This is a genomic window from Streptomyces sp. NBC_01591 (assembly GCF_035918155.1).
Lineage (GTDB): Bacteria > Actinomycetota > Actinomycetes > Streptomycetales > Streptomycetaceae > Streptomyces.
Map to the genome: position 1 here is coordinate 7,021,264 of NZ_CP109327.1, position 18,081 is coordinate 7,039,344.

General features: G+C 69.7%; 18 protein-coding genes and 1 pseudogene. 9 read left to right on the plus strand and 10 right to left on the minus strand.

What is annotated here, in order from left to right:
- Positions 1-26 precede the first annotated feature (26 nt).
- Positions 27-902 (minus strand): DMT family transporter, encoded by an 876-nt coding sequence (locus tag OG978_RS32235; protein WP_326768569.1) that lies wholly within the window; start codon positions 900-902, stop codon positions 27-29.
- A 131-nt stretch (positions 903-1,033) separates the two neighbouring features.
- Here OG978_RS32235 and OG978_RS32240 point away from each other — a divergent pair.
- A pseudogene (locus OG978_RS32240) lies at positions 1,034-1,204 on the plus strand (winged helix DNA-binding domain-containing protein); the annotation flags it as partial.
- A gap of 8 nt (positions 1,205-1,212) precedes the next feature.
- On the opposite strand, the gene OG978_RS32245 reads toward OG978_RS32240, so the two are convergent.
- Positions 1,213-2,055 (minus strand): helix-turn-helix transcriptional regulator, encoded by an 843-nt coding sequence (locus OG978_RS32245; protein ID WP_326768570.1) that lies wholly within the window; start codon positions 2,053-2,055, stop codon positions 1,213-1,215.
- A gap of 132 nt (positions 2,056-2,187) precedes the next feature.
- On the opposite strand from OG978_RS32245, the gene OG978_RS32250 reads away from it, so the two are divergent.
- Positions 2,188-3,864: an AMP-binding protein gene (locus OG978_RS32250; RefSeq protein WP_326768571.1), complete on the plus strand. Its 1,677-nt coding sequence runs from the start codon at positions 2,188-2,190 to the stop codon at positions 3,862-3,864.
- The gene (locus tag OG978_RS32255; RefSeq protein ID WP_326768572.1) at positions 3,861-5,468 is read left to right on the plus strand and encodes an AMP-binding protein; all 1,608 of its coding nucleotides are present in this window, start codon (positions 3,861-3,863) and stop codon (positions 5,466-5,468) included. Before OG978_RS32250 ends, OG978_RS32255 begins: the two co-directional genes overlap by 4 nt.
- A 22-nt stretch (positions 5,469-5,490) precedes the next feature.
- Here OG978_RS32255 and OG978_RS32260 read toward each other — a convergent pair whose 3' ends face one another.
- From OG978_RS32260 to OG978_RS32270, 3 genes are all read right to left on the minus strand, one after another.
- Complete coding sequence (locus OG978_RS32260; protein ID WP_326768573.1) at positions 5,491-5,709, minus strand: hypothetical protein; 219 nt, start codon at positions 5,707-5,709, stop codon at positions 5,491-5,493.
- 77 nt (positions 5,710-5,786) lie between these two features.
- Positions 5,787-6,341, minus strand: a complete 555-nt coding sequence (locus tag OG978_RS32265) for a GNAT family N-acetyltransferase (RefSeq protein ID WP_326768574.1) — start codon at positions 6,339-6,341, stop codon at positions 5,787-5,789.
- 28 nt (positions 6,342-6,369) lie between these two features.
- On the minus strand, positions 6,370-7,098 hold the full coding sequence (locus tag OG978_RS32270; protein ID WP_326770234.1) for a hypothetical protein: 729 nt from the start codon (positions 7,096-7,098) through the stop codon (positions 6,370-6,372).
- Positions 7,099-7,356: 258 nt separating this feature from the next.
- On the opposite strand from OG978_RS32270, the gene gcl reads away from it, so the two are divergent.
- Positions 7,357-9,132 (plus strand): glyoxylate carboligase, encoded by a 1,776-nt coding sequence (gene gcl, locus OG978_RS32275; RefSeq protein ID WP_326768575.1) that lies wholly within the window; start codon positions 7,357-7,359, stop codon positions 9,130-9,132.
- A 334-nt stretch (positions 9,133-9,466) separates the two neighbouring features.
- Here the strand turns inward: gcl and OG978_RS32280 are convergent, their stop codons facing one another.
- The 3 genes from OG978_RS32280 to OG978_RS32290 all read right to left on the minus strand — a co-directional run bounded on the left by OG978_RS32280 (position 9,467) and on the right by OG978_RS32290 (position 12,909).
- Positions 9,467-10,924 carry a catalase gene (locus OG978_RS32280; protein ID WP_326768576.1) on the minus strand — a complete coding sequence of 486 codons (1,458 nt, stop codon included), beginning with the start codon at positions 10,922-10,924 and terminating at the stop codon, positions 9,467-9,469.
- A 198-nt stretch (positions 10,925-11,122) separates the two neighbouring features.
- Positions 11,123-12,022 (minus strand): 2-hydroxy-3-oxopropionate reductase, encoded by a 900-nt coding sequence (locus tag OG978_RS32285; RefSeq protein ID WP_326768577.1) that lies wholly within the window; start codon positions 12,020-12,022, stop codon positions 11,123-11,125.
- Positions 12,019-12,909 carry a TIM barrel protein gene (locus tag OG978_RS32290; RefSeq protein WP_326768578.1) on the minus strand — a complete coding sequence of 297 codons (891 nt, stop codon included), beginning with the start codon at positions 12,907-12,909 and terminating at the stop codon, positions 12,019-12,021. Before OG978_RS32290 ends, OG978_RS32285 begins: the two co-directional genes overlap by 4 nt.
- A gap of 307 nt (positions 12,910-13,216) precedes the next feature.
- Here OG978_RS32290 and OG978_RS32295 point away from each other — a divergent pair, with 307 nt between their 5' ends.
- The 3 genes from OG978_RS32295 (at position 13,217) to OG978_RS32305 (ending at position 15,129) form a co-directional block, all read left to right on the plus strand.
- Complete coding sequence (locus tag OG978_RS32295) at positions 13,217-14,413, plus strand: lactonase family protein (protein ID WP_326768579.1); 1,197 nt, start codon at positions 13,217-13,219, stop codon at positions 14,411-14,413.
- A 99-nt stretch (positions 14,414-14,512) separates the two neighbouring features.
- Positions 14,513-14,764, plus strand: coding sequence for a hypothetical protein (locus tag OG978_RS32300; protein WP_326768580.1), 252 nt, complete (start codon positions 14,513-14,515; stop codon positions 14,762-14,764).
- The gene (locus OG978_RS32305; RefSeq protein WP_326768581.1) at positions 14,761-15,129 is read left to right on the plus strand and encodes a helix-turn-helix domain-containing protein; all 369 of its coding nucleotides are present in this window, start codon (positions 14,761-14,763) and stop codon (positions 15,127-15,129) included. Before OG978_RS32300 ends, OG978_RS32305 begins: the two co-directional genes overlap by 4 nt.
- Positions 15,130-15,275: 146 nt before the next feature.
- Here OG978_RS32305 and OG978_RS32310 read toward each other — a convergent pair whose 3' ends face one another.
- Together OG978_RS32310 and OG978_RS32315 are read right to left on the minus strand one after the other, a co-directional pair.
- Positions 15,276-16,526, minus strand: a complete 1,251-nt coding sequence (locus OG978_RS32310) for a tyrosine-type recombinase/integrase (RefSeq protein WP_326768582.1) — start codon at positions 16,524-16,526, stop codon at positions 15,276-15,278.
- Between the two features lie 386 nt (positions 16,527-16,912).
- The gene (locus tag OG978_RS32315) at positions 16,913-17,266 is read right to left on the minus strand and encodes a helix-turn-helix domain-containing protein (protein ID WP_326768583.1); all 354 of its coding nucleotides are present in this window, start codon (positions 17,264-17,266) and stop codon (positions 16,913-16,915) included.
- Positions 17,267-17,504: 238 nt separating this feature from the next.
- On the opposite strand from OG978_RS32315, the gene OG978_RS32320 reads away from it, so the two are divergent.
- Both OG978_RS32320 and OG978_RS32325 read left to right on the plus strand, forming a co-directional pair.
- Positions 17,505-17,753: a helix-turn-helix domain-containing protein gene (locus tag OG978_RS32320; RefSeq protein ID WP_326768584.1), complete on the plus strand. Its 249-nt coding sequence runs from the start codon at positions 17,505-17,507 to the stop codon at positions 17,751-17,753.
- Positions 17,754-17,818: 65 nt separating this feature from the next.
- Positions 17,819-18,058, plus strand: a complete 240-nt coding sequence (locus OG978_RS32325; RefSeq protein WP_326768585.1) for a hypothetical protein — start codon at positions 17,819-17,821, stop codon at positions 18,056-18,058.
- Positions 18,059-18,081 lie beyond the last annotated feature (23 nt).

Genomic DNA, 18,081 nt, shown 5'->3' on the forward strand with positions numbered 1-18,081 from the left:
CCCTTCCGGGGCGGGACACGGCCGGCTCACCTGAGCCTGCGCGCGGGCGGGGCCGGGTTTCCGGCCGCCAGCGGGGAGCGGGCCAGTTCGACGCAGCCCGCCGCGATCAGGGCGAGCGCGAGCAGTTCGGGCAGCACCCACCATCCGGTGCGCAGTTCCTCGCCGAACAGCGTCACCCCGTACACCACGCTGATCAGCGCGTCCCCGAGGGTCAGCATCGGCTGGACGGTGACCAGCGTGCCCGCCTGGAGGGCGTTCTGGAGGAGGAACAGGGCGCCCACCCCGGCCGCCGCGGTGGCGTACAGCTGCCAGGACGTCAGCAGTGCCACCGCTCCGCCGCCCCCTTCGAGCTGCGCCATGGCGTCCTTCATGAGTGCGGCCGTCAGGGCGTACCCGCACGCGGCGGCGAGGCCGAGCAGCGCGCCCCGGGTGTTGCCGCGGCTGCCCATGGCCGCGCCGATCAGTGCGGCCTCGAAGAGTCCGGTCAGGATCAGGGCGGGGATCCAGGCGGCTCCGTGCACGGTCGCACTGCCGCCCTCGGGGGCCGCGGAAGCCATGCCCAGGGCCAGCCCGAGGGTCACGGCAGCCACCCCGTACCAGACCCGCCGGGGCAGCCGGACACGCATGACGAACGCGGCCATCAGCAGCGTGGCGGGCAGCTCGATCACAAAGATCGGCTGGACCACGGCGATCGGTCCGGTGGCCAGCGCCACTGCCTGGCAGACGGCCGCGACGATCACCAGGCCGATCCCGGCGAGCCACAGCCGCTGGCGCACCAGATACCCGATCAGCGACAGGCGCATCGCCTTGCTGTCGGGGACGGTGCGGGCGGCACGGCGCTGCAGTACGGAGGCGGCGCCGTTGCTGAGCGCGGTGAGGACGGCGAACAGGACACTGAACACCGACCCATGATGCGGGCGGTCGTCCCGTGATCCAGGGTCCTGCGGCGCGGCGGCATGGCGGGCGTACGGATCGGCAGCGCGATCCCCGATGAGGACCGAAGCTGTCCGCAAGGACGCGTAGCGTGCACCCCATGGCCGCCAAGAGGAACCCCGCCGCACCCGCCGTGCTCTCCCCCCGCGCGCTGAACCGCGCCACGCTGGAGCGCCAGTTGCTGCTGCGTCGCACCGCGATGTCCGCGAAGGACGCCGTGGAGCGTCTGGTCGGCCTCCAGGCGCAGAACGCCAAGCCGCCCTACTACCAGCAAAGCCCCTACGGCAGCAGCCCCGCGCGCCGGGCCGCCACCACCGCCTCCAGCCGGGTGTGCGCCCCCAGCTTGCGCATCGCCGAACGCAGATAGCCCTTCACCGTCTCCGGGCGCAGCCCCAGCCGCTCCGCCGCCACCGCGTTCGTCGCCCCCGCCGCCACGCAGGCCAGCACGTCCAGCTCGCGCGGCGCCAGCTGCACCCCGCAGCGCCGCGGCGTGCGGGCCCCGGCCGCCGAGGCGAGGAGCCCGCACACCGCGAGCAGCTCGTCGCGCAGCGCCGGGTCGACGACCTTCGGGACCAGGGCCCGCAGCTCGCGGTGGGCCTCGCGGACGTCCTCCCACGCCTCCGGGGCAGCCCTCGGGTCCGTGACCTGCTCCCGGGTCACCGTCAGCAGCTGCTGCACCTCGTCCCGTACGACCAGGGCCTGCTCCACATCGCGGGCGGCGGCCACCGCCGCGTCGAACGTGCGGTCCCCGAGCGTGATCGGTTCACGCAGCGCCCCGTACAGCACACCGCGCACCTTGCGCCGCACCACGACGGGCACCGCGACCACCGAGCGCAGGCCCTCCGCCGCGACCGCCAGGTCGTACTCGTGGCTGATGTGGCGCGAGGAGTGGTAGTCGGTCACCGCGCACGGCCGGGACAGGGCGATCGCCTTGCCGCCGAGCCCGCTGCCCGCCGAGATGACGAGCCCGCGCAGCACGCTGGTCTGCGCCCCGTTCAGCTCGGCGATCCGGGCATGACGGGCATCGGCGAGCAGCCCACCGAAGGCCACGGGCAGCCCACTGGTCCGGCGCAGCCGCAGCAGCGCCGCCTGCATCTCGACCGCATCGACGGATTCCGGCACGCTGACGCCTCCCTGCCCGGCTCCAGGGGGCTCGGCCACCCCCTCGCTGCACCCCCGTTCGGGGGTGGTGAGACCTGGGTCACTGTTTACATGATGTTAAGTGACCGGTCCGGTCCGCAATGAGGAGGGCACATGTCGGCAACCAGCGCGACGGAAACGTTCCGGGCCGCCCGGGACTTTCTGCTGAAGCACCGCGAGGACTACCGAGCGGCCTACGAGGGCTTCAGCTGGCCCAGGACCGACCATTTCAACTGGGCAATCGACTGGTTCGACGCCATCGCCGAGAACAACGACCGCACCGCCCTGCACATCGTGGAGGAGGACGGCGGACGCACCGAGGTGTCCTTCGCCCGGATGTCCGCCCGCTCCAACCAGGCCGCGAACTGGCTGCGAGCCCAGGGCGTGCGCGCCGGGGACCGGATCCTCGTCATGCTCGGCAACCAGGTCGAGCTGTGGGAGACGGCCCTCGCCGCGATGAAGCTGCGCGCCGTGATCATCCCCGCCACCCCGCTCCTCGGCCCGGTCGACCTGTGCGACCGGGTGGAGCGCGGCCGGGTCCGGCACGTCCTGGTCCGGGACACCGACACCGCGAAGTTCGACGAGGTGCCCGGCGACTACACCCGGCTCGCCGTCGGCGCGGACGTGCCCGGCTGGCTGTCGTACGCCGGAGCCGACGAGCAGCCGGAGACCTTCGAGGCGGACCGGGAGACCGACGCCGACGAGCCGCTGATGCTCTACTTCACCTCCGGTACGACCGCCAGCCCCAAGCTCGTCGAGCACACCCATGTCTCCTACCCCGTGGGCCACTTGTCGACGATGTACTGGATCGGCCTCAAGCCCGGGGACGTGCACCTCAACATCTCCTCGCCCGGCTGGGCCAAGCACGCCTGGTCGAATCTCTTCGCGCCCTGGAGCGCCGAGGCGACCGTCTTCATCTTCAACTACACCCGCTTCGACGCAGGCCGGCTGATGGCCGAGATGGACCGCTCGGGCGTCACCAGCTTCTGCGCCCCACCCACCGTCTGGCGGATGCTGATCCAGGCCGACCTCTCCCAGCTGAAGACCCCGCCGCGCGAGGTCGTCGCGGCCGGTGAGCCGCTGAACCCGGAGGTCATCGAGACGGTGCGGCGCACCTGGGGCGTCACGATCCGGGACGGCTTCGGCCAGACCGAGACCGCTGTCCAGGTCGCCAACACCCCGGGCCAGCTGCTGAAGGCCGGCTCGATGGGACGGCCCAGCCCCGGCTTCAAGGTCGAGCTCCTGGACCCGGTCACCGGCGAGCCCGGCGCGGTCGAGGGCGAGATCTCCCTCGACCTGTCCGGCCGCCCGGTGGGCCTGATGACCGGGTATCACGGCGACCCGGACCGCACGGCCGAGGCCATGGCCGGCGGCTACTACCGCACCGGCGACATCGGTTCGCGCGACGCGGACGGCTACATCACCTATGTCGGCCGCGCCGACGACGTCTTCAAGGCGTCCGACTACAAGATCTCGCCGTTCGAGCTGGAGAGTGCCCTGCTGGAGCACGAGGCGGTCGCCGAGGCCGCCGTCGTCCCCGCCCCCGACCCGGTCCGGCTCTCCGTCCCCAAGGCGTACATAGTGCTCGCGGAGGGCTGGGAGCCCGGCCCGGACACGGCAAAGGTGCTGTTCGAGCACTCCCGGTCGGTCCTCGCCCCGTACAAGCGTGTCCGCAAGCTGGAGTTCGCCGAGCTGCCCAAGACCGTCTCGGGCAAGATCCGCCGCATCGAACTGCGCGAGCGCACCGCCCAGGGCGGCGGCACCGAGTACGACGAGGGTGATCTGCGATGAGCGAGCTCTCCTACGCGCACGGCACCGGCACCACGGCGCTGCTCGGCGACACCGTCGGACGCAATCTCGACCGCGCGATCGAGGCGTTCGGCGACCGCGAGGCACTCGTGGACGTCGCGTCGGGGCGACGCTGGACCTACACCGAATTCGGTGCGGCGGTCGACGAGTTGGCCCGTGCCCTGATGGCGTCGGGGGTGGCCAAGGGGGACCGGGTCGGGATCTGGGCGGTCAACTGCCCGGAGTGGGTGCTCGTGCAGTACGCCACCGCCCGCATCGGCGCCATCATGGTCAACATCAACCCGGCGTACCGCGCGCACGAGCTGGAGTACGTGCTGAAGCAGGCCGGGATCTCGCTCCTGGTCTCCTCGCTCTCGCACCGCACCAGCGACTACCGCGCCCTGGTCGGCCAGGTCCGCGCCAACTGCCCCGCGCTGCGCGCCGTGCACTACATCGGCGACCCGTCCTGGGATGAACTGCTGGCCGCTGCCGGATCCGCGACGGTGGAACAACTCGCCGCCCGGGAAGCCGAGTTGTCCTGCGACGACCCGATCAACATCCAGTACACCTCCGGCACCACCGGCTTCCCCAAGGGCGCTACTCTCTCCCACCACAACATCCTCAACAACGGTTACTTCGTGGGGGAGTTGATTGCCTACACGGAACAGGACCGGGTCTGCCTGCCCGTCCCCTTCTACCACTGCTTCGGCATGGTCATGGGGAACCTGGGCATCACCTCGCACGGCGCCTGCATCGTGATCCCGGCTCCCGCCTTCGAGGCCGCCGCCGTGCTCGCCGCGGTGCAGCAGGAGCGCTGCACCTCGCTCTACGGCGTCCCCACCATGTTCATCGCGGAGCTGAACCTCCCGGACTTCGCCTCGTACGACCTCTCCTCGCTGCGCACCGGCATCATGGCCGGATCACCCTGCCCGGTCGAGGTGATGAAGCGGGTCGTCGCCGAGATGCACATGGACGAGGTGTCCATCTGCTACGGCATGACGGAGACCTCGCCGGTCTCCACCCAGACCCGCCGCGACGACGACCTGGAGCGCCGCACCGGCACCGTCGGCCGCGTGATGCCGCACATCGAGGTCAAGGTCGTCGACCCGGTGACCGGGGTGACGCTGGAGCGCGGTGCGGCGGGCGAACTCCGCACCCGGGGCTACAGCGTGATGCTCGGCTACTGGGAGCAGCCCGAGCGGACCGCGGAAGCCATCGACGCCGGCCGCTGGATGCACACCGGCGACCTCGCGGTGATGCGGGAGGACGGCTACGTGGAGATCGTCGGCCGGATCAAGGACATGATCATCCGCGGCGGCGAGAACGTGTATCCGCGGGAGATAGAGGAATTCCTCTACGGCCACCCGAAGATCGCGGACGTGCAGGTGGTGGGCGTACCGGACGACACCTACGGCGAGGAGATCCTGGCCTGTGTCATCCCGAGGGACCCGGTGGATCCGCCGAGCCTGGACGAGGTGACGGACTACTGCCGCGAGCAGTTGGCGCACTACAAGATCCCGCGGCAGCTGCAGATCCTGGAGGCCTTCCCGATGACGGTCAGCGGGAAGGTCCGGAAGATCGAACTGCGGGAGGGCTACGGACGGTAGGACCGGATCGCTCCGGGCGTCGTCAGGCGGCCTCGATGATGTCGCCGGTGACGCCCCGGGTCGCGGCAGCCCATTCGATCAGCAGTACCTCGTAGGCGGCGGACTCCACGGAGGACCAGTCCTGGCCGGCTCGCGCGTCCACGAACGCCCGTATCGCCTCGTTCGCCTGGGCGGCGGACGGGGGCGTCGGCCGGGTCGTGCGCGGCCGGTCGTCAGGTGTGTTTCGTGGAGTTAAAGCCATGCGCACTACCTTAAGGCCCACCACTGACAGCGAGCCGAACATTTGTGGCCCCCTGGCCTGAACGTGACCGATCGCACTCACTGTTGCCGGTCGGCTCCGGTGAGCTCCCGGAGGTGTCCGGTGTGCGGGATTTCGCGCCGCATGCAGACCCTCGGCCAGTGGTCCAGGCCGTGTTCGGCCTCCTGCGCCCTGATCTTCCGCAGCCCGTCGGTGAGTTCGGCGTCGGCCAGGGCGCGGAAGCCCAGGCGGGCGTAGTACGGCGCGTTCCAGGGGACGTGGGAGAAGGTCGTGAGCGTGAGCGCGTCCAGGCCGCGCTCGCCCGCCCATCCGGCGAGGTGGTCGATGAGCGTGCTGCCCAGTCCGCGGTGTGCGGCTGACGGGTGCACGGAGACCTGCTCGATGTGGGCCGCCCCGTCGACCGGGTCGGCGATCAGATAGCCGACCGGGCGGTCGTCGGAGTCCGCGGCCACCCAGGCGCGGCCGGCCCGGCGGTAGTCGTCCAGCAGGCCGAGCGGCGGCGGATCGTCGTCCGCGACGGCGGACATACCGAGCGTGCGGAACGGTTCGCCGGCGGCGCGCTCGATGTCCTGAAGCAGCGGAAGGTCGACGCGGCGGGCGGTACGGATGTGCATACGGCCAGTATGTCGCCCCGGACGCGGCTCAGGCCCCGGTGCTGAGCAGCTCGTCGGCCGGGCTGTTGACCGGTTGCGGCATTCCCGCCGGGTCCATCACGAAGAGCGGCATGCCCAGGCCCTCCGCGCGTGCCGCGGCGTCCGGCGCGTACCCCGAGAGCGAGAAGAAGACGCTGGTGACCGATGCGCTCAGCGCGTTCAGCCAGAGGCACTCGACGTCGCGCAGGGTGGTCGGGCGGGTCGCCGTGTCGGCCTGGGCCATCAGCCCGGTGGCCCGCAGGTCGATCCGTGCGGGGGAGGGCTCCGACGGCTGCACGACATCGCGGTAGCCCAGCCACCTCAGATACCGGGCCGCGGTCGCGAGCGCGTCGCCCGCGCTGTGGATGGCGACGGCCCGGAACGCGGGCCGGGGCGCCGGGGCCGTGCGCGGCAACGGGATGTGCGAGGGCCCGACGGGCCGGGACCCGTCCTCGGACCCGGGATCGCCGCCGGGCGCCGCCACCGGCCGGACCGGGACGCGCAGCACCGTCCCGCACGGGCAGCACAGCTCCGGCTGCGGCCACTGGTCCTGGCGCCCGCAGGCGGGGCAGCGCACCGTCACCCAGTCGTCGTTCCAGGTGCGGCGGGTGACCGGCACGACCGGGGCGCCGGACAGCACGGGCGGGGTCGTCGGCGCGCCGCACGGGCAGGGGTAGGCCGGCGGGCTGTACGCGTGGTCGCGGCGGCAGGCCGGGCAGCGTACCGGCACCGACTCCACCATGACCGCCCTCCGGCTCCGCTCCAAACCCCCATGGTCCACCAAGCGAGAGGTCCTGGGGGAGGGACTTGGCGTACTTCGTGAACCGGCGCGCGTAAGTGATGGCTCGGTGCGCCGTCTCTTGACGGTCGCCGGGGCTCGCTCTAGATTGAATTCCGTATAACAGAATCAAGTTTCCGTAATGCGGAATTGGCGCTCTCAGGTGGCGCGACAGAGCCCGAATCCACCAGGTCCGAGCAGGAGCACTCAATGCCTCGAATGACCGCTGCCCGAGCGGCAGTTGAGATCCTCAAGCGCGAAGGCGTCAGCAACGCGTTCGGTGTGCCGGGCGCGGCGATCAACCCCTTCTACGCGGCCCTCAAGGCCTCCGGCGGGGTTCATCACACGCTCGCCCGTCACGTCGAGGGCGCCTCCCACATGGCGGAGGGCTGCACCCGGGCGCGCCCGGGCAACATCGGCGTCTGCATCGGTACGTCGGGGCCGGCCGGCACCGACATGATCACCGGTCTCTACTCCGCCATCGCCGACTCCATCCCGATCCTCTGCATCACCGGCCAGGCCCCGACCGCCGTGCTCCACAAGGAGGACTTCCAGGCGGTCGACATCGCCTCGATCGCGGCGCCCGTCACCAAGGCCGCGACGACCGTTCTCGAAGCCGGCCAGGTTCCCGGCGTCTTCCAGCGGGCCTTCCATCTGATGCGCAGCGGCCGTCCCGGCCCGGTCCTCATCGATCTGCCCATCGACGTCCAGCTCACCGAGATCGAGTTCGACCCCGATCTGTACGAGCCGCTGCCGGTGCACAAGCCCGCCGCGACCCGCAGGCAGATCGAGCGGGCCGTGGAGATGCTGAACGCCTCCGAGCGTCCGCTGCTCGTCGCGGGCGGCGGCATCATCAACGCCGACGCATCCGAACTCCTCGTCGAATTCGCTGAGTTGACGGGGGTGCCGGTCGTTCCGACCCTGATGGGCTGGGGCATCATCGCCGACGACCACGAGCTGAACGCGGGCATGGTCGGCCTGCAGACCTCGCACCGCTACGGCAACGCGAACTTCCTGGAGTCCGACTTCGTCCTCGGCATCGGCAACCGCTGGGCCAACCGCCACACCGGCAAGCTGGACGTCTACACACAGGGCCGCACGTTCGTCCACGTGGACATCGAGCCCACCCAGCTCGGCAAGATCTTCGCCCCCGACCTCGGCATCGCCTCCGACGCCAAGGCCGCGCTGGAACTGTTCGTCGAGGTGGCGCGCGGACTGAAGGCGGCCGGCAAGCTCAAGGACCGCTCGCAGTGGGCCGCGTCCACCCAGGAGCGCCGGGCCGCGCTGCAGCGCCGTACGCACTTCGACAACGTGCCGCTGAAGCCGCAGCGGGTGTACGAGGAGATGAACCGGGCGTTCGGCCCCGAGACCCGGTACGTCACCACGATCGGCCTCTCGCAGATCGCCGGCGCGCAGATGCTGCACGTCTACCGGCCGCGCCACTGGATCAACTGCGGCCAGGCGGGCCCGCTCGGCTGGACCATCCCGGCCGCGCTGGGCGTCGCCACGGCCGACCCGGACGGCTCCGTCGTCGCGCTCTCCGGCGACTACGACTTCCAGTTCATGCTGGAGGAGCTGGCCGTCGGCGCGCAGCACCGCATCCCTTACGTCCACGTCCTGGTGAACAACTCCTACCTGGGGCTGATCCGCCAGGCACAGCGCAACTTCGACATCGACTTCCAGGTCAACCTGGAGTTCGAGAACCTCAACTCGCCGGATCTCGGCGTGTACGGCGTCGACCACGTGAAGGTCGTCGAGGGTCTGGGCTGCAAGGCGATCCGCGTCACCGAGCCGGACCAGCTGCTGCCGGCCTTCGAGGAGGCCAAGAAGCTGGCCGCGGATTTCCGGGTGCCGGTGGTGGTCGAGGCGATCCTGGAGCGCGTGACGAACATCGCGATGAGCGGTACGGACATCGCGTCCGTCAACGAGTTCGAGGACATCGCGACGGAGCCGGCCCACGCGCCGACCGCGATCCGCCCGCTCGCGACGTCCTGACGATCCGCCGACGGCCCATGGCCCCCGTCCCCGACTCCCGGGGGCGGGGGCCACGGTCGTTCCGGGGCGGGCTCCCGGCGTACACACGAAGAAGGGCGCGGAGCACGGGGCCGTATCCGTACTCCGCGCCCTGGCACGGGAAACACAACACAACAGGGGCCGCGGCGGCGGCGATCGGGCCGGGAGAGCTCGTCCTCTTCAGGTCGGAGGACGAGGAGGCAGACCCGGTCCTCACCACCGCACTGGCGTCGCACGACCGCCGCGGCCTCGTCCTGCCCGCGCCGCATGACATCCTCATCCGGATTCGCGGCGCGAGCAGGGCTCGGTGGGAGGCTCAGTCCTCGCGCAGGGCGCGGACCGCCTCCTCCACGCGCCTGCCGTAGTCGGCGTCGGCGGCGTGGAAGTGGGCGAGGTTCTGCTCGATCACGTCGTCGCGGCTCACCTGGGAAAGACCCCCGGCGATGTTGGCGACCAGACGCCCCTTCTCGTCCTCGGACATGAGCCGGTACAGCTCACCCGCCTGGAAGAAGTCGTCGTCCTTGGTGTGGGCGGGCGCCGCGTGGGTGCCGGTCCAGCCGTGGATCGCGAGCGGGGCGGAGAGCGCCGCGCCGGTCTGGGCGGGGCCCGCGTACGAGTTGGGCTCGTAGTTCTTGTCGTGGCGCGCACCGTTGCGGGTGGCGTGCAGCCCGTCACGGCCGTAGTTGTCGACGACCGCGGTGCGCGGCGCGTTCACCGGGATCTGGGTGTGGTTGACGCCCAGCCGGTAGCGGTGCGCGTCCGCGTAGGCGAACAGCCGGCCCTGGAGCATCTTGTCCGGCGAAGGACCGATGCCGGGCACGAAGTTGTTCGGGGAGAACGCGGCCTGCTCGACCTCGGCGAAGACATTGTCCGGGTTGCGGTCCAGGACCAGCCGGCCCACCCGCTGAAGCGGGTAGTCGCTGTGCGGCCACACCTTGGTCAGGTCGAACGGGTTGAAGCGGTAGTCCGCGGCCTCGGCGGCCGGCATGACCTGCACGTACAGCGTCCAGGACGGGTTCACCCCGCGCTCGATGGCCTGCAGCAGGTCCGTCTGGTGCGAGCTGCCGTCCTTGCCCGCGAGTTCGGCGGCCTGCTCGCTGGAGAGGGACCGCACGCCCTGGTTCGTCTTGAAGTGGTACTTGACGAAGAAGGCCTCGCCCTCGGCGTTCGTCCACTGGTACGTGTGCGAGCCGTAGCCGTTCATGTGACGGTACGAGGCGGGGATGCCGCGGTCACCCATCAGCCAGGTGACCTGGTGCGTCGCCTCGGGGGCGTGGGCCCAGAAGTCCCAGACGTTGTCCGGCTCCTGACGGCCCGTGAACGGGTCGCGCTTCTGCGAGTGGATGAAGTCGGGGAACTTGATCGGGTCCTTGATGAAGAACACCGGGGTGTTGTTGCCGACCAGGTCGTAATTGCCCTCGTCCGTATAGAACTTGAGGGCGAAGCCGCGCGGGTCGCGCACCGCGTCCGCGCCGCCCAGCGAGTCGGCGACGGTCGAGAAGCGGATGAACGTTTCGGTGCGCTTTCCGACCCCGGAGAGGAAGTCGGCCCGGGTGAAGGCGGTGATGTCGTCGGTCACTTCGAAGTAGCCGTACGCGCCGGAGCCACGGGCGTGGACCACGCGCTCCGGAATGCGCTCCCGGTTGAAGCGGGCCAGCTTCTCCAGCAGGTGCTGGTCCTGGAGGAGGATCGGGCCACCGGCACCGGCGGTGTCGGAGTTCTGGTTGTCGGCGACCGGGGCGCCTGACTCGGTCGTAAGCACACGCTGCGTCATGGTGTCGGGGCGACCTTCCGTACGGGAGCTGCTGAACTGCGACGGCTCGGGGCTCCAGGAGCGTAGGTACGCCCCGAACCCGACGTCAACAGTTTGTTGAATGTGGTGGCTGGTGTTCCGGACGGCGTCGACGCCTGGGCGCGACAGGACAGGTGTCAGCGCCGACGCCGTCCGGAAGTCTCTGGGGTGCCGGGCCGGTCAGGCCTGGACGGGCTGACCCGACAGGCGCTCCACCGAGCGCAGCAGTGCCGAGTGGTCCAGGCCGCCGTCGCCCTGTGCGCGCAGCGACGCGACGAGCTGGGCGACCACGGCGCCGACGGGCAGCGCGGCACCGACATTGCGGGCGGCGTCCGTGACGATGCCCATGTCCTTGTGGTGCAGGTCGATCCGGAAGCCCGGCGCGAAGTCCCGCTTGAGGAAGTTGTCCTTCTTGCGGGTCAGGACGGTCGAGCCGGCCAGTCCGCCGTTGAGCACGTCCAGTGCGGCGGCGAGGTCGACGCCGGACTTCTCCAGGAAGACGACGGCCTCGGCACACGCCTGAATGTTGACCGCGACGATCAGCTGGTTCGCGGCCTTCACCGTCTGGCCGGAGCCGTGCGGACCGCACAGCACGATGGTCTTGCCGAGCGCCCGGAGGATCGGCCGGGCCCCGTCGAAGTCGGACTGCTCGCCGCCGACCATGATCGACAGCACCGCCTCGATGGCGCCGGCCTCGCCGCCGGAGACAGGGGCGTCGAGCACCCGGATGCCCTTGTCCTTCGCGTTCTTCGCGAGGTCCAGGGAGGTCTGAGGGGTGATCGACGACATGTCGATCAGCAGCGCGCCGCGCTTCGCGTTCTCCAGGATGCCGTCGGGGCCGTAGGCGATGGCCTCGACCTGCGGGGAGGCGGGCACCATCGTGATGACGACATCGGCGTCCCGGACCGCCTCGGCGATCGAGCCCGCGCCGGTGCCGCCGGCCGCGACCAGCCGGTCGATCTTCGCCTGCTCCAGGGTGTGACCGGTGACGTCGTACCCGGCCTTGACCAGGTTCTCGGACATGGGGGAGCCCATGATGCCGAGTCCGATCCACGCAACCTTGGGGAGGTTGTTGCTCATGAGGGTGCCTTCCGATAAGCGTGTGTACGAGGGGGAGTTCGCCGCCCTCGGCGGGCGGCCCGCGCGGTGGCCGGGAGCCACTCGAAGGCCTCGGCGCTCGGCCGCTCGCCCGGCTTGTACTCCAGGCCGACCCAGCCGTCGTAACCGGCCTTCGTCAGCTCGTCGAGGAGATGCTCCAGCGGGAGCGAGCCGGTGCCGGGCGCGCCGCGCCCCGGGTTGTCGGCGATCTGGACGTGGCCGGTCTTCGCGGCGTACGCCGTGATGACCTGACCGAGGTCCTCGCCGTTCATCGACAGGTGGTACAGGTCCAGCAGGAACTTCGCGTTCCCGAGTCCGGTCGCCGCGTTGACCTTGTCGACGATCTCGATCCCGGCCGGTGCGCTCGCCAGGGGGTAGCGCGGCGATTCCGGCTTGTTGAGCGTCTCGATCAGGAGTACCGCCCCGATCCGGTCGGCCGCACGGGCGGCGACCACCAGACTCTCCAGGGCGAGTTCGTCCTGTACGGCCGGGTCCACGCCGTCGACGCGGTTGCCGTACAGCGCGTTGAGCGCCTTGCAGCCGACCGAGGCGGCGAAGCCGGCCGCCACGTCGATATTGGCGCGGAAGCGGTCCGACTCCGTGCCGGGCACGGAGAGCGCGCCGCGGTCGGGGCCGGGCAGCTGTCCGGCGTAGAAGTTCAGTCCCACCAACTGCGTGCCCGCGTCGTCGAGCGCCTTTTTGAGGGCGTCGAGCTCGGCCTGCGGCGGAGTGGGGGTCTCGATCCAGGGCCACCACAGCTCGACCGCCGTGAAGCCGGCCGCGGCGGCGGCCGCGGGACGCTCCAGGAGCGGGAGTTCTGTGAAGAGGATCGAAAGGTTCACATCGAAGCGCTGGTCCGGGTAGCCCATGAGGATTTCGGCACTCCTTCCGTATTGCGGAAGTTGGTTTCTACTCAACGGAAGATTGCCCGGAGCGGTGGAAGCTGTCAAGGGGGTGCCCGGAATTCGGGCGGGAGGCCCTCGGGTCTTCGTCTGGATCAGGCCGGATCAGGCACCGGGGCACGCGAGCCCGGCGTGATCCAAACGAGAGGCCCCAGGTGCCTTCGTGCGGGTTGCGCAAGGTGAGCCCCCAATTGCGCCGGTTGCCGATGGGGCCCGGGGCGCGCCAGGGTTGCTGGTGCGTCCGATGCCGCCGACCCCGTACGAGGTGCCCCGCATGAACCACGCCACCAGCCGGCGAACCGTCCTCGGAGCGCTGTTCGCCGGTGCGGCCCTGTCGATGGCTCCCATGCCGCCCGGTTTCCCGGGGGCCACGCCGGACCCCCAATCCGCGGTCGGTCCGCGCCCGCGCACCCCCCGGCGGCTGCTGCTCGGTACGTACACCTCGGCCGAGGGCGGCGGCACGGGAATCGGGACGGCGAGCTACGACTCCGCCACCGGGGCGATCGTCGCCGGGCCCGTGATCACGGGCGTGGCCAACCCCTCGTACCTGGCCATGCACCCTTCGGGCACCACCGTCTACGCGGTCGACGAGCAGGATGCCGGCGGCGTGACGGCCGTGGCCCTGGCACCGGACGGCACCCATCGGGTGCTCGGAACGCGCGGCACGGGCGGGGCCGGGCCCACCCACCTGTCCGTCCATCCCACGGGAAGGTGGCTGCTCACCGCGAACTACACCTCGGGCAGCGTCGCGGTGCACCCCATCAGGGGCGACGGATCGCTGGGGGAGCGTACGGACCTGGTCGCCCACACCACGCCGCCGCCCGGCCCCGGCCAGGATGGGCCGCACGCCCACCAGATCATCACCACCCCCGACGGCAACCACGTCCTCGCCGTGGACCTCGGCAACGACACCGTGTACACGTACCGGCTGGACGAGAAGCGCGGCACGCTCGGCCGGGTCTCCTACGCGGCGCTGCGCCCCGGCGCCGGACCCCGGCACATCACCTTTCACCCCGGCGGCCGCTTCGCCTACCTGGCCTGCGAGGTCGACAACACCGCGGTCGTCTGCGGCTATGACCTGGCCACCGGAACCCTGTCCCCGGGCGCCCCGCAGTCCACCGGGACCGGTACGGGCACCAGCTATCCGGCGCAGTTCCTGGTCACCGGCGACGGCCGGTTCGCCTACCTCGCCAACCGGGGGCACAACAGCCTGACGCGCTACGCCGTCGAGGACGACGGGGCCGTGCTGCGACTGCTCGGCACCGTGCCCGTAGGCGGCGACTTCCCCCGGCAGATCGCCTTCTCGCCCGACGGGAAGCTGCTCTTCGCGGCCAACCAGAGGTCGAGCACGGTGACGGTCTTCCGGGTCGACGCCCGTGACGGCGGTCTGACCCGTACCGGTGAGGCGTTCACCGCCCCGGTCGCCGTCTGCGTACTGCCGTACCCGGGCGCGCGCCCGGCCGGGCACTGAGGGCGGATCCATCGCCCCACGGCCCCGGCTCGCGTCCGTTAGGGTCGGGCCCGAGCCGCGGGCTTCACAGCGACGTGGCGAACGCATGAGGGAGGCACAGTGCGCTTGAGAGTGGAGTTCACCACCGAGCCCTTCGATCTCGACGAGGCGCCCGCCCACGCGGTCGTGGCCCGCGAGGTCATCCAGTCGGCCGACCTGGACGCCGTGGACGTCGGCCCCTTCGGCAATACGGCGGAGGGCGGCGCGGACGAGGTGCTCACCGCGGTGGACTCACTGCTGCGCCAGGCTCTGGCATCGGGTGCCACCCGGGTGTCCCTCCAGGTGAATGTGATCGGGGAGGACTCCAAGTGACCGAACCGGCGGACCACCCGCTCGTCACCGCGGTCAAGCCGCTCGTCGACGCCATGGGCGCCGAGCTGCTCGGGCCCGAGCAGGCCCAGCCCGACGATGTCGTGCTGGCCTGGGAGGGTGAGGACGTCATAGCCGTCCGGCTGCCCCAGCTCTCGGAGTCGCTCGATCACATCCTGGCCGCCATGGAGCGCCGGCACGGCATGCCGCTCGCCGAGCTGGACCGCAGGACCAAGCAGTCGGTGGTGCGGACCCTGGAGGCACGTGGTGCCTTCTCGGTACGGCACGGCGTGGAGACGGTGGCGGGCGCGCTGGGGGTCAGCCGCTTCACCGTCTACAACTACCTGAACAGGGAAAAGGATGCCTAATGTGGAAGCGATATCCACACAGGTGAAAGGCTTGCATTCCGTAAAACCGCAGATCACCCCACATCTGAACGCCTCAGGGTTCGGATGTGGGGTGATCTCATTGGATGTGGACGCGTGGACCCGTTGTGGACTTTGAGGGGACTCCGCTACGAGACGACCCTCAATCCGCCCCGATCCAGGGCGGTACGCACCGCATCGACCGACCCCGCGCTGGCGTGGGTGTACAGCCACGTGATCTTCGCGCCGCGCTCGTGACCCAAGATCTTCTGAGCGTCAGCCTCCGGCACACCCGCCGCATGCAGGCGCGACGCAAAAGCGTGACGGATGTCGTGCACATGTGGCCACCGCTCAATGCGACCCGTCACTGGGTTCTCCACCTGCCGGGCAACGCCCGCGGCCTCGCTCGCAGATGTCCACAGCCGCCAGAAGTTGCTTCTGCCGAGCACCCCTTTACGGCGCCCGCGGAACACCAGTTCCTTGGCGTGCATTCCGCTGGACGGGGTCGTGCGGGACGGGTCGGCGGGATGCTTCTCTAAATGTCCCTTCAGGGCGTGAGCCGCACGGGCCGACATCGGAACCGTCCGGCTGCTGGCTGCGGACTTCGGGTATGCCTTCCGCTTCGGCTTGCCGTGAACCTGGATGATCGTCTCGCGGATCTGAATGCTGCCTGCCTCGAAGTCCACGAAGCACCGGCGCAGACCGACGAGTTCACCCCACCGGAGCCCCGTCTCCTCGGCGAAGACCAGCATCGGGTGGAAGTGGTCCGGCATGTGAGTCCGAATCTGCGCCAGCTGATCGTAGGTCGGCGGCATCAGGTCATCAGGGTGCTTCGCCTGGGCCCTGGGAAGCTTGACGCCATCACAAGGGTTATGGCTGATGCGACGGTCCCGCATCGCGGCCGTCATTAGCCGGTCAAGAATCTGGAACGCCTTGTCGATCGTCGCCACGCCCACCACAGCCACGCGGCCGGCGAGCCACTCCTCGACGTCCAGATTTCCGATGGACGTGAGTCGCCATGACCCGAAGTGCGGCTTCACGTGATTGCTCCACACGCTCGTAGCCGTCTCGCGTGTGTTGTCGCCCATGCGCTGGGCTGCCTGCCACTTGGCATACCACTCTTCAACGGTGATCTGGCCGCGGTCAAGGTCGACGAAGCTTCCGCTGCGGACCTGGTCGCGGGTCTTGTCGAGGAACGCTTCGGCCTTCCTCTTGGCGTGCTGCCCGGTGAAGGTCTTCGCGCGCTGCTTGCCGGACGGGTCTCGGTAGCGGGCCTGCCACGATCCCGTGCAGTCTTTCCGGGTGGGCTTGTCGCCGGGTCTGAACTTTTCCGTGCAGGCCTTGCAGCCGCATGACTTGAGGCGAATCTGCCTGGGGTTGTTCCGAGCCCTAGCGGGCATTGCGGACCTCCTCGCGGCTGGGGGCGGTTCTCTGCTGGAAGACGCAGGCCTCCGGGCCGGGAATTGCGACGTAGTCTCCGCACCAGCATGTCGCGCCGACGCTCGTCTGGGGGGCGCCAAGCCAGATGAGGAGCGCCCGGATTTGTCTGAGTGCCTGGGAGTAGTTCAGGCCCTGTCCTATGACCACGGCGACACGGTCGCGGTCCCACCGCGGCGCGGTCGGGTCCACGTCCTCCACGAGCACAGTCGCGCACACAAGAAACCTCCATCGAGACAAGGCGAAGCCCGGCCGCAGGTGGAGGTTACGGCGGAAACACTGACAATACCCGTCAACTGCTGTGTGTGAGGGGGACTTTCGCAGATGTTGTGCTCGGTGGTGAAGGTCTCTACTGGTCTGCCCGCTGACGCTCACTCATGGCTCGCATGGTCGCCTCGATCACTCCGCGGTCCGCGCTGTCGAGGGAGCGGAACAGGTGGAGGAAACGGCGCTCGTCTTCGTCGTCCATGGGGGCCGGCACATGCCGACCGGCAGCTTCGAAGACCTGGTTGACGGGAAGGCCTGCGCCTTCGGCGAGCTGGCGGAGTTTGTCGGGGGTCGGCCCGCGGCTGCCGGTTGCTCGGTGGCCGCTCTTCCAGGAGTGGAGTGTGGATGTGGACAGGCCGGAGCGGCGCGCGAGGGTGGACAGGGTCCAGTCCTTCTCTGTCATGACGCGCTTGATGAGTTCCGCAAGGTCATCCACATGTAGAAGCATCGGGCATCATCCACATTCACTACAAGCCGTGTCGCGGCACTTGACCAGCAATGATTTCCACATGCGGACGTTTGGCATATGCAGAATCTCGGACAAAACCGATGTGGCGCTCTCTGTATCCATTGACATCCTTCCACATTCGGCGTTGAATGTGGAAACGGGGCCGGGGGTCGCCTTTCGCGCCCTGTCGCCTCGCAGCAACTATCGGCCACGAAGGGGCACCCGCATGCACCGCTTGGACAACGGCCAACGCATCCGAGATGCGATGCAAGTGGCCGGCCTGTCCATCGAGCGCCTCGCCGAGAAGACCAAGGAGGTCGACCCTGCTGGCTACGGCATCAGTCAGTCGGCGATCGGCCACATGGTTTCCACTGGGACGAGCGGGCGGGCGAGCTTTACTCGCCGCTCGTGCGACCTGGCGGCGAAGGCGCTGGGCAAACCTGTTGAGGAACTGTTCATGAACGCCCCCGTCTGACTCTCTCGTGCCGACAGTTTCCACATTCGTCGTAAAACTATCCACATCAACTGAAGGGAGGGGCTGTGGAGCAGTCCGGTATCCCCACACCGCTGATGACCAAGGCAGACCTCAAGGGCTGGCTGCAGGTCAGCGACTTCTGGGTTCGCGACCGGATGGAAACCGACCCGGATTTCGTCCGGCTGTGCGTGATCGACCTTGCGCAGTCCGGGAGTTCGCGTCGCACGATCCGCTTCAACGTCCGGGCCGTCGAGGAGTACCTCGGCATCAGCACCGCGTCGGCGCCCGTCCCTGCCGCCGCCTGACCTGCTCATGAAAGCGGGGCCGC

Bases quoted from the DNA above. Each gene is read 5' to 3' on its own strand.
- OG978_RS32250 (WP_326768571.1), top strand. From the start codon at position 2,188: ATGTCGGCAACCAGCGCGACGGAAACGTTCCGGGCCGCCCGGGACTTT.
- OG978_RS32255 (WP_326768572.1), top strand. From the start codon at position 3,861: ATGAGCGAGCTCTCCTACGCGCACGGCACCGGCACCACGGCGCTGCTC.
- OG978_RS32260 (WP_326768573.1), bottom strand. From the start codon at position 5,709: ATGGCTTTAACTCCACGAAACACACCTGACGACCGGCCGCGCACGACC.
- OG978_RS32265 (WP_326768574.1), bottom strand. From the start codon at position 6,341: ATGCACATCCGTACCGCCCGCCGCGTCGACCTTCCGCTGCTTCAGGAC.
- gcl (WP_326768575.1), top strand. From the start codon at position 7,357: ATGACCGCTGCCCGAGCGGCAGTTGAGATCCTCAAGCGCGAAGGCGTC.
- OG978_RS32280 (WP_326768576.1), bottom strand. From the start codon at position 10,924: ATGACGCAGCGTGTGCTTACGACCGAGTCAGGCGCCCCGGTCGCCGAC.
- OG978_RS32285 (WP_326768577.1), bottom strand. From the start codon at position 12,022: ATGAGCAACAACCTCCCCAAGGTTGCGTGGATCGGACTCGGCATCATG.
- OG978_RS32290 (WP_326768578.1), bottom strand. From the start codon at position 12,909: ATGGGCTACCCGGACCAGCGCTTCGATGTGAACCTTTCGATCCTCTTC.
- OG978_RS32295 (WP_326768579.1), top strand. From the start codon at position 13,217: ATGAACCACGCCACCAGCCGGCGAACCGTCCTCGGAGCGCTGTTCGCC.
- OG978_RS32310 (WP_326768582.1), bottom strand. From the start codon at position 16,526: ATGCCCGCTAGGGCTCGGAACAACCCCAGGCAGATTCGCCTCAAGTCA.
- OG978_RS32320 (WP_326768584.1), top strand. From the start codon at position 17,505: ATGCACCGCTTGGACAACGGCCAACGCATCCGAGATGCGATGCAAGTG.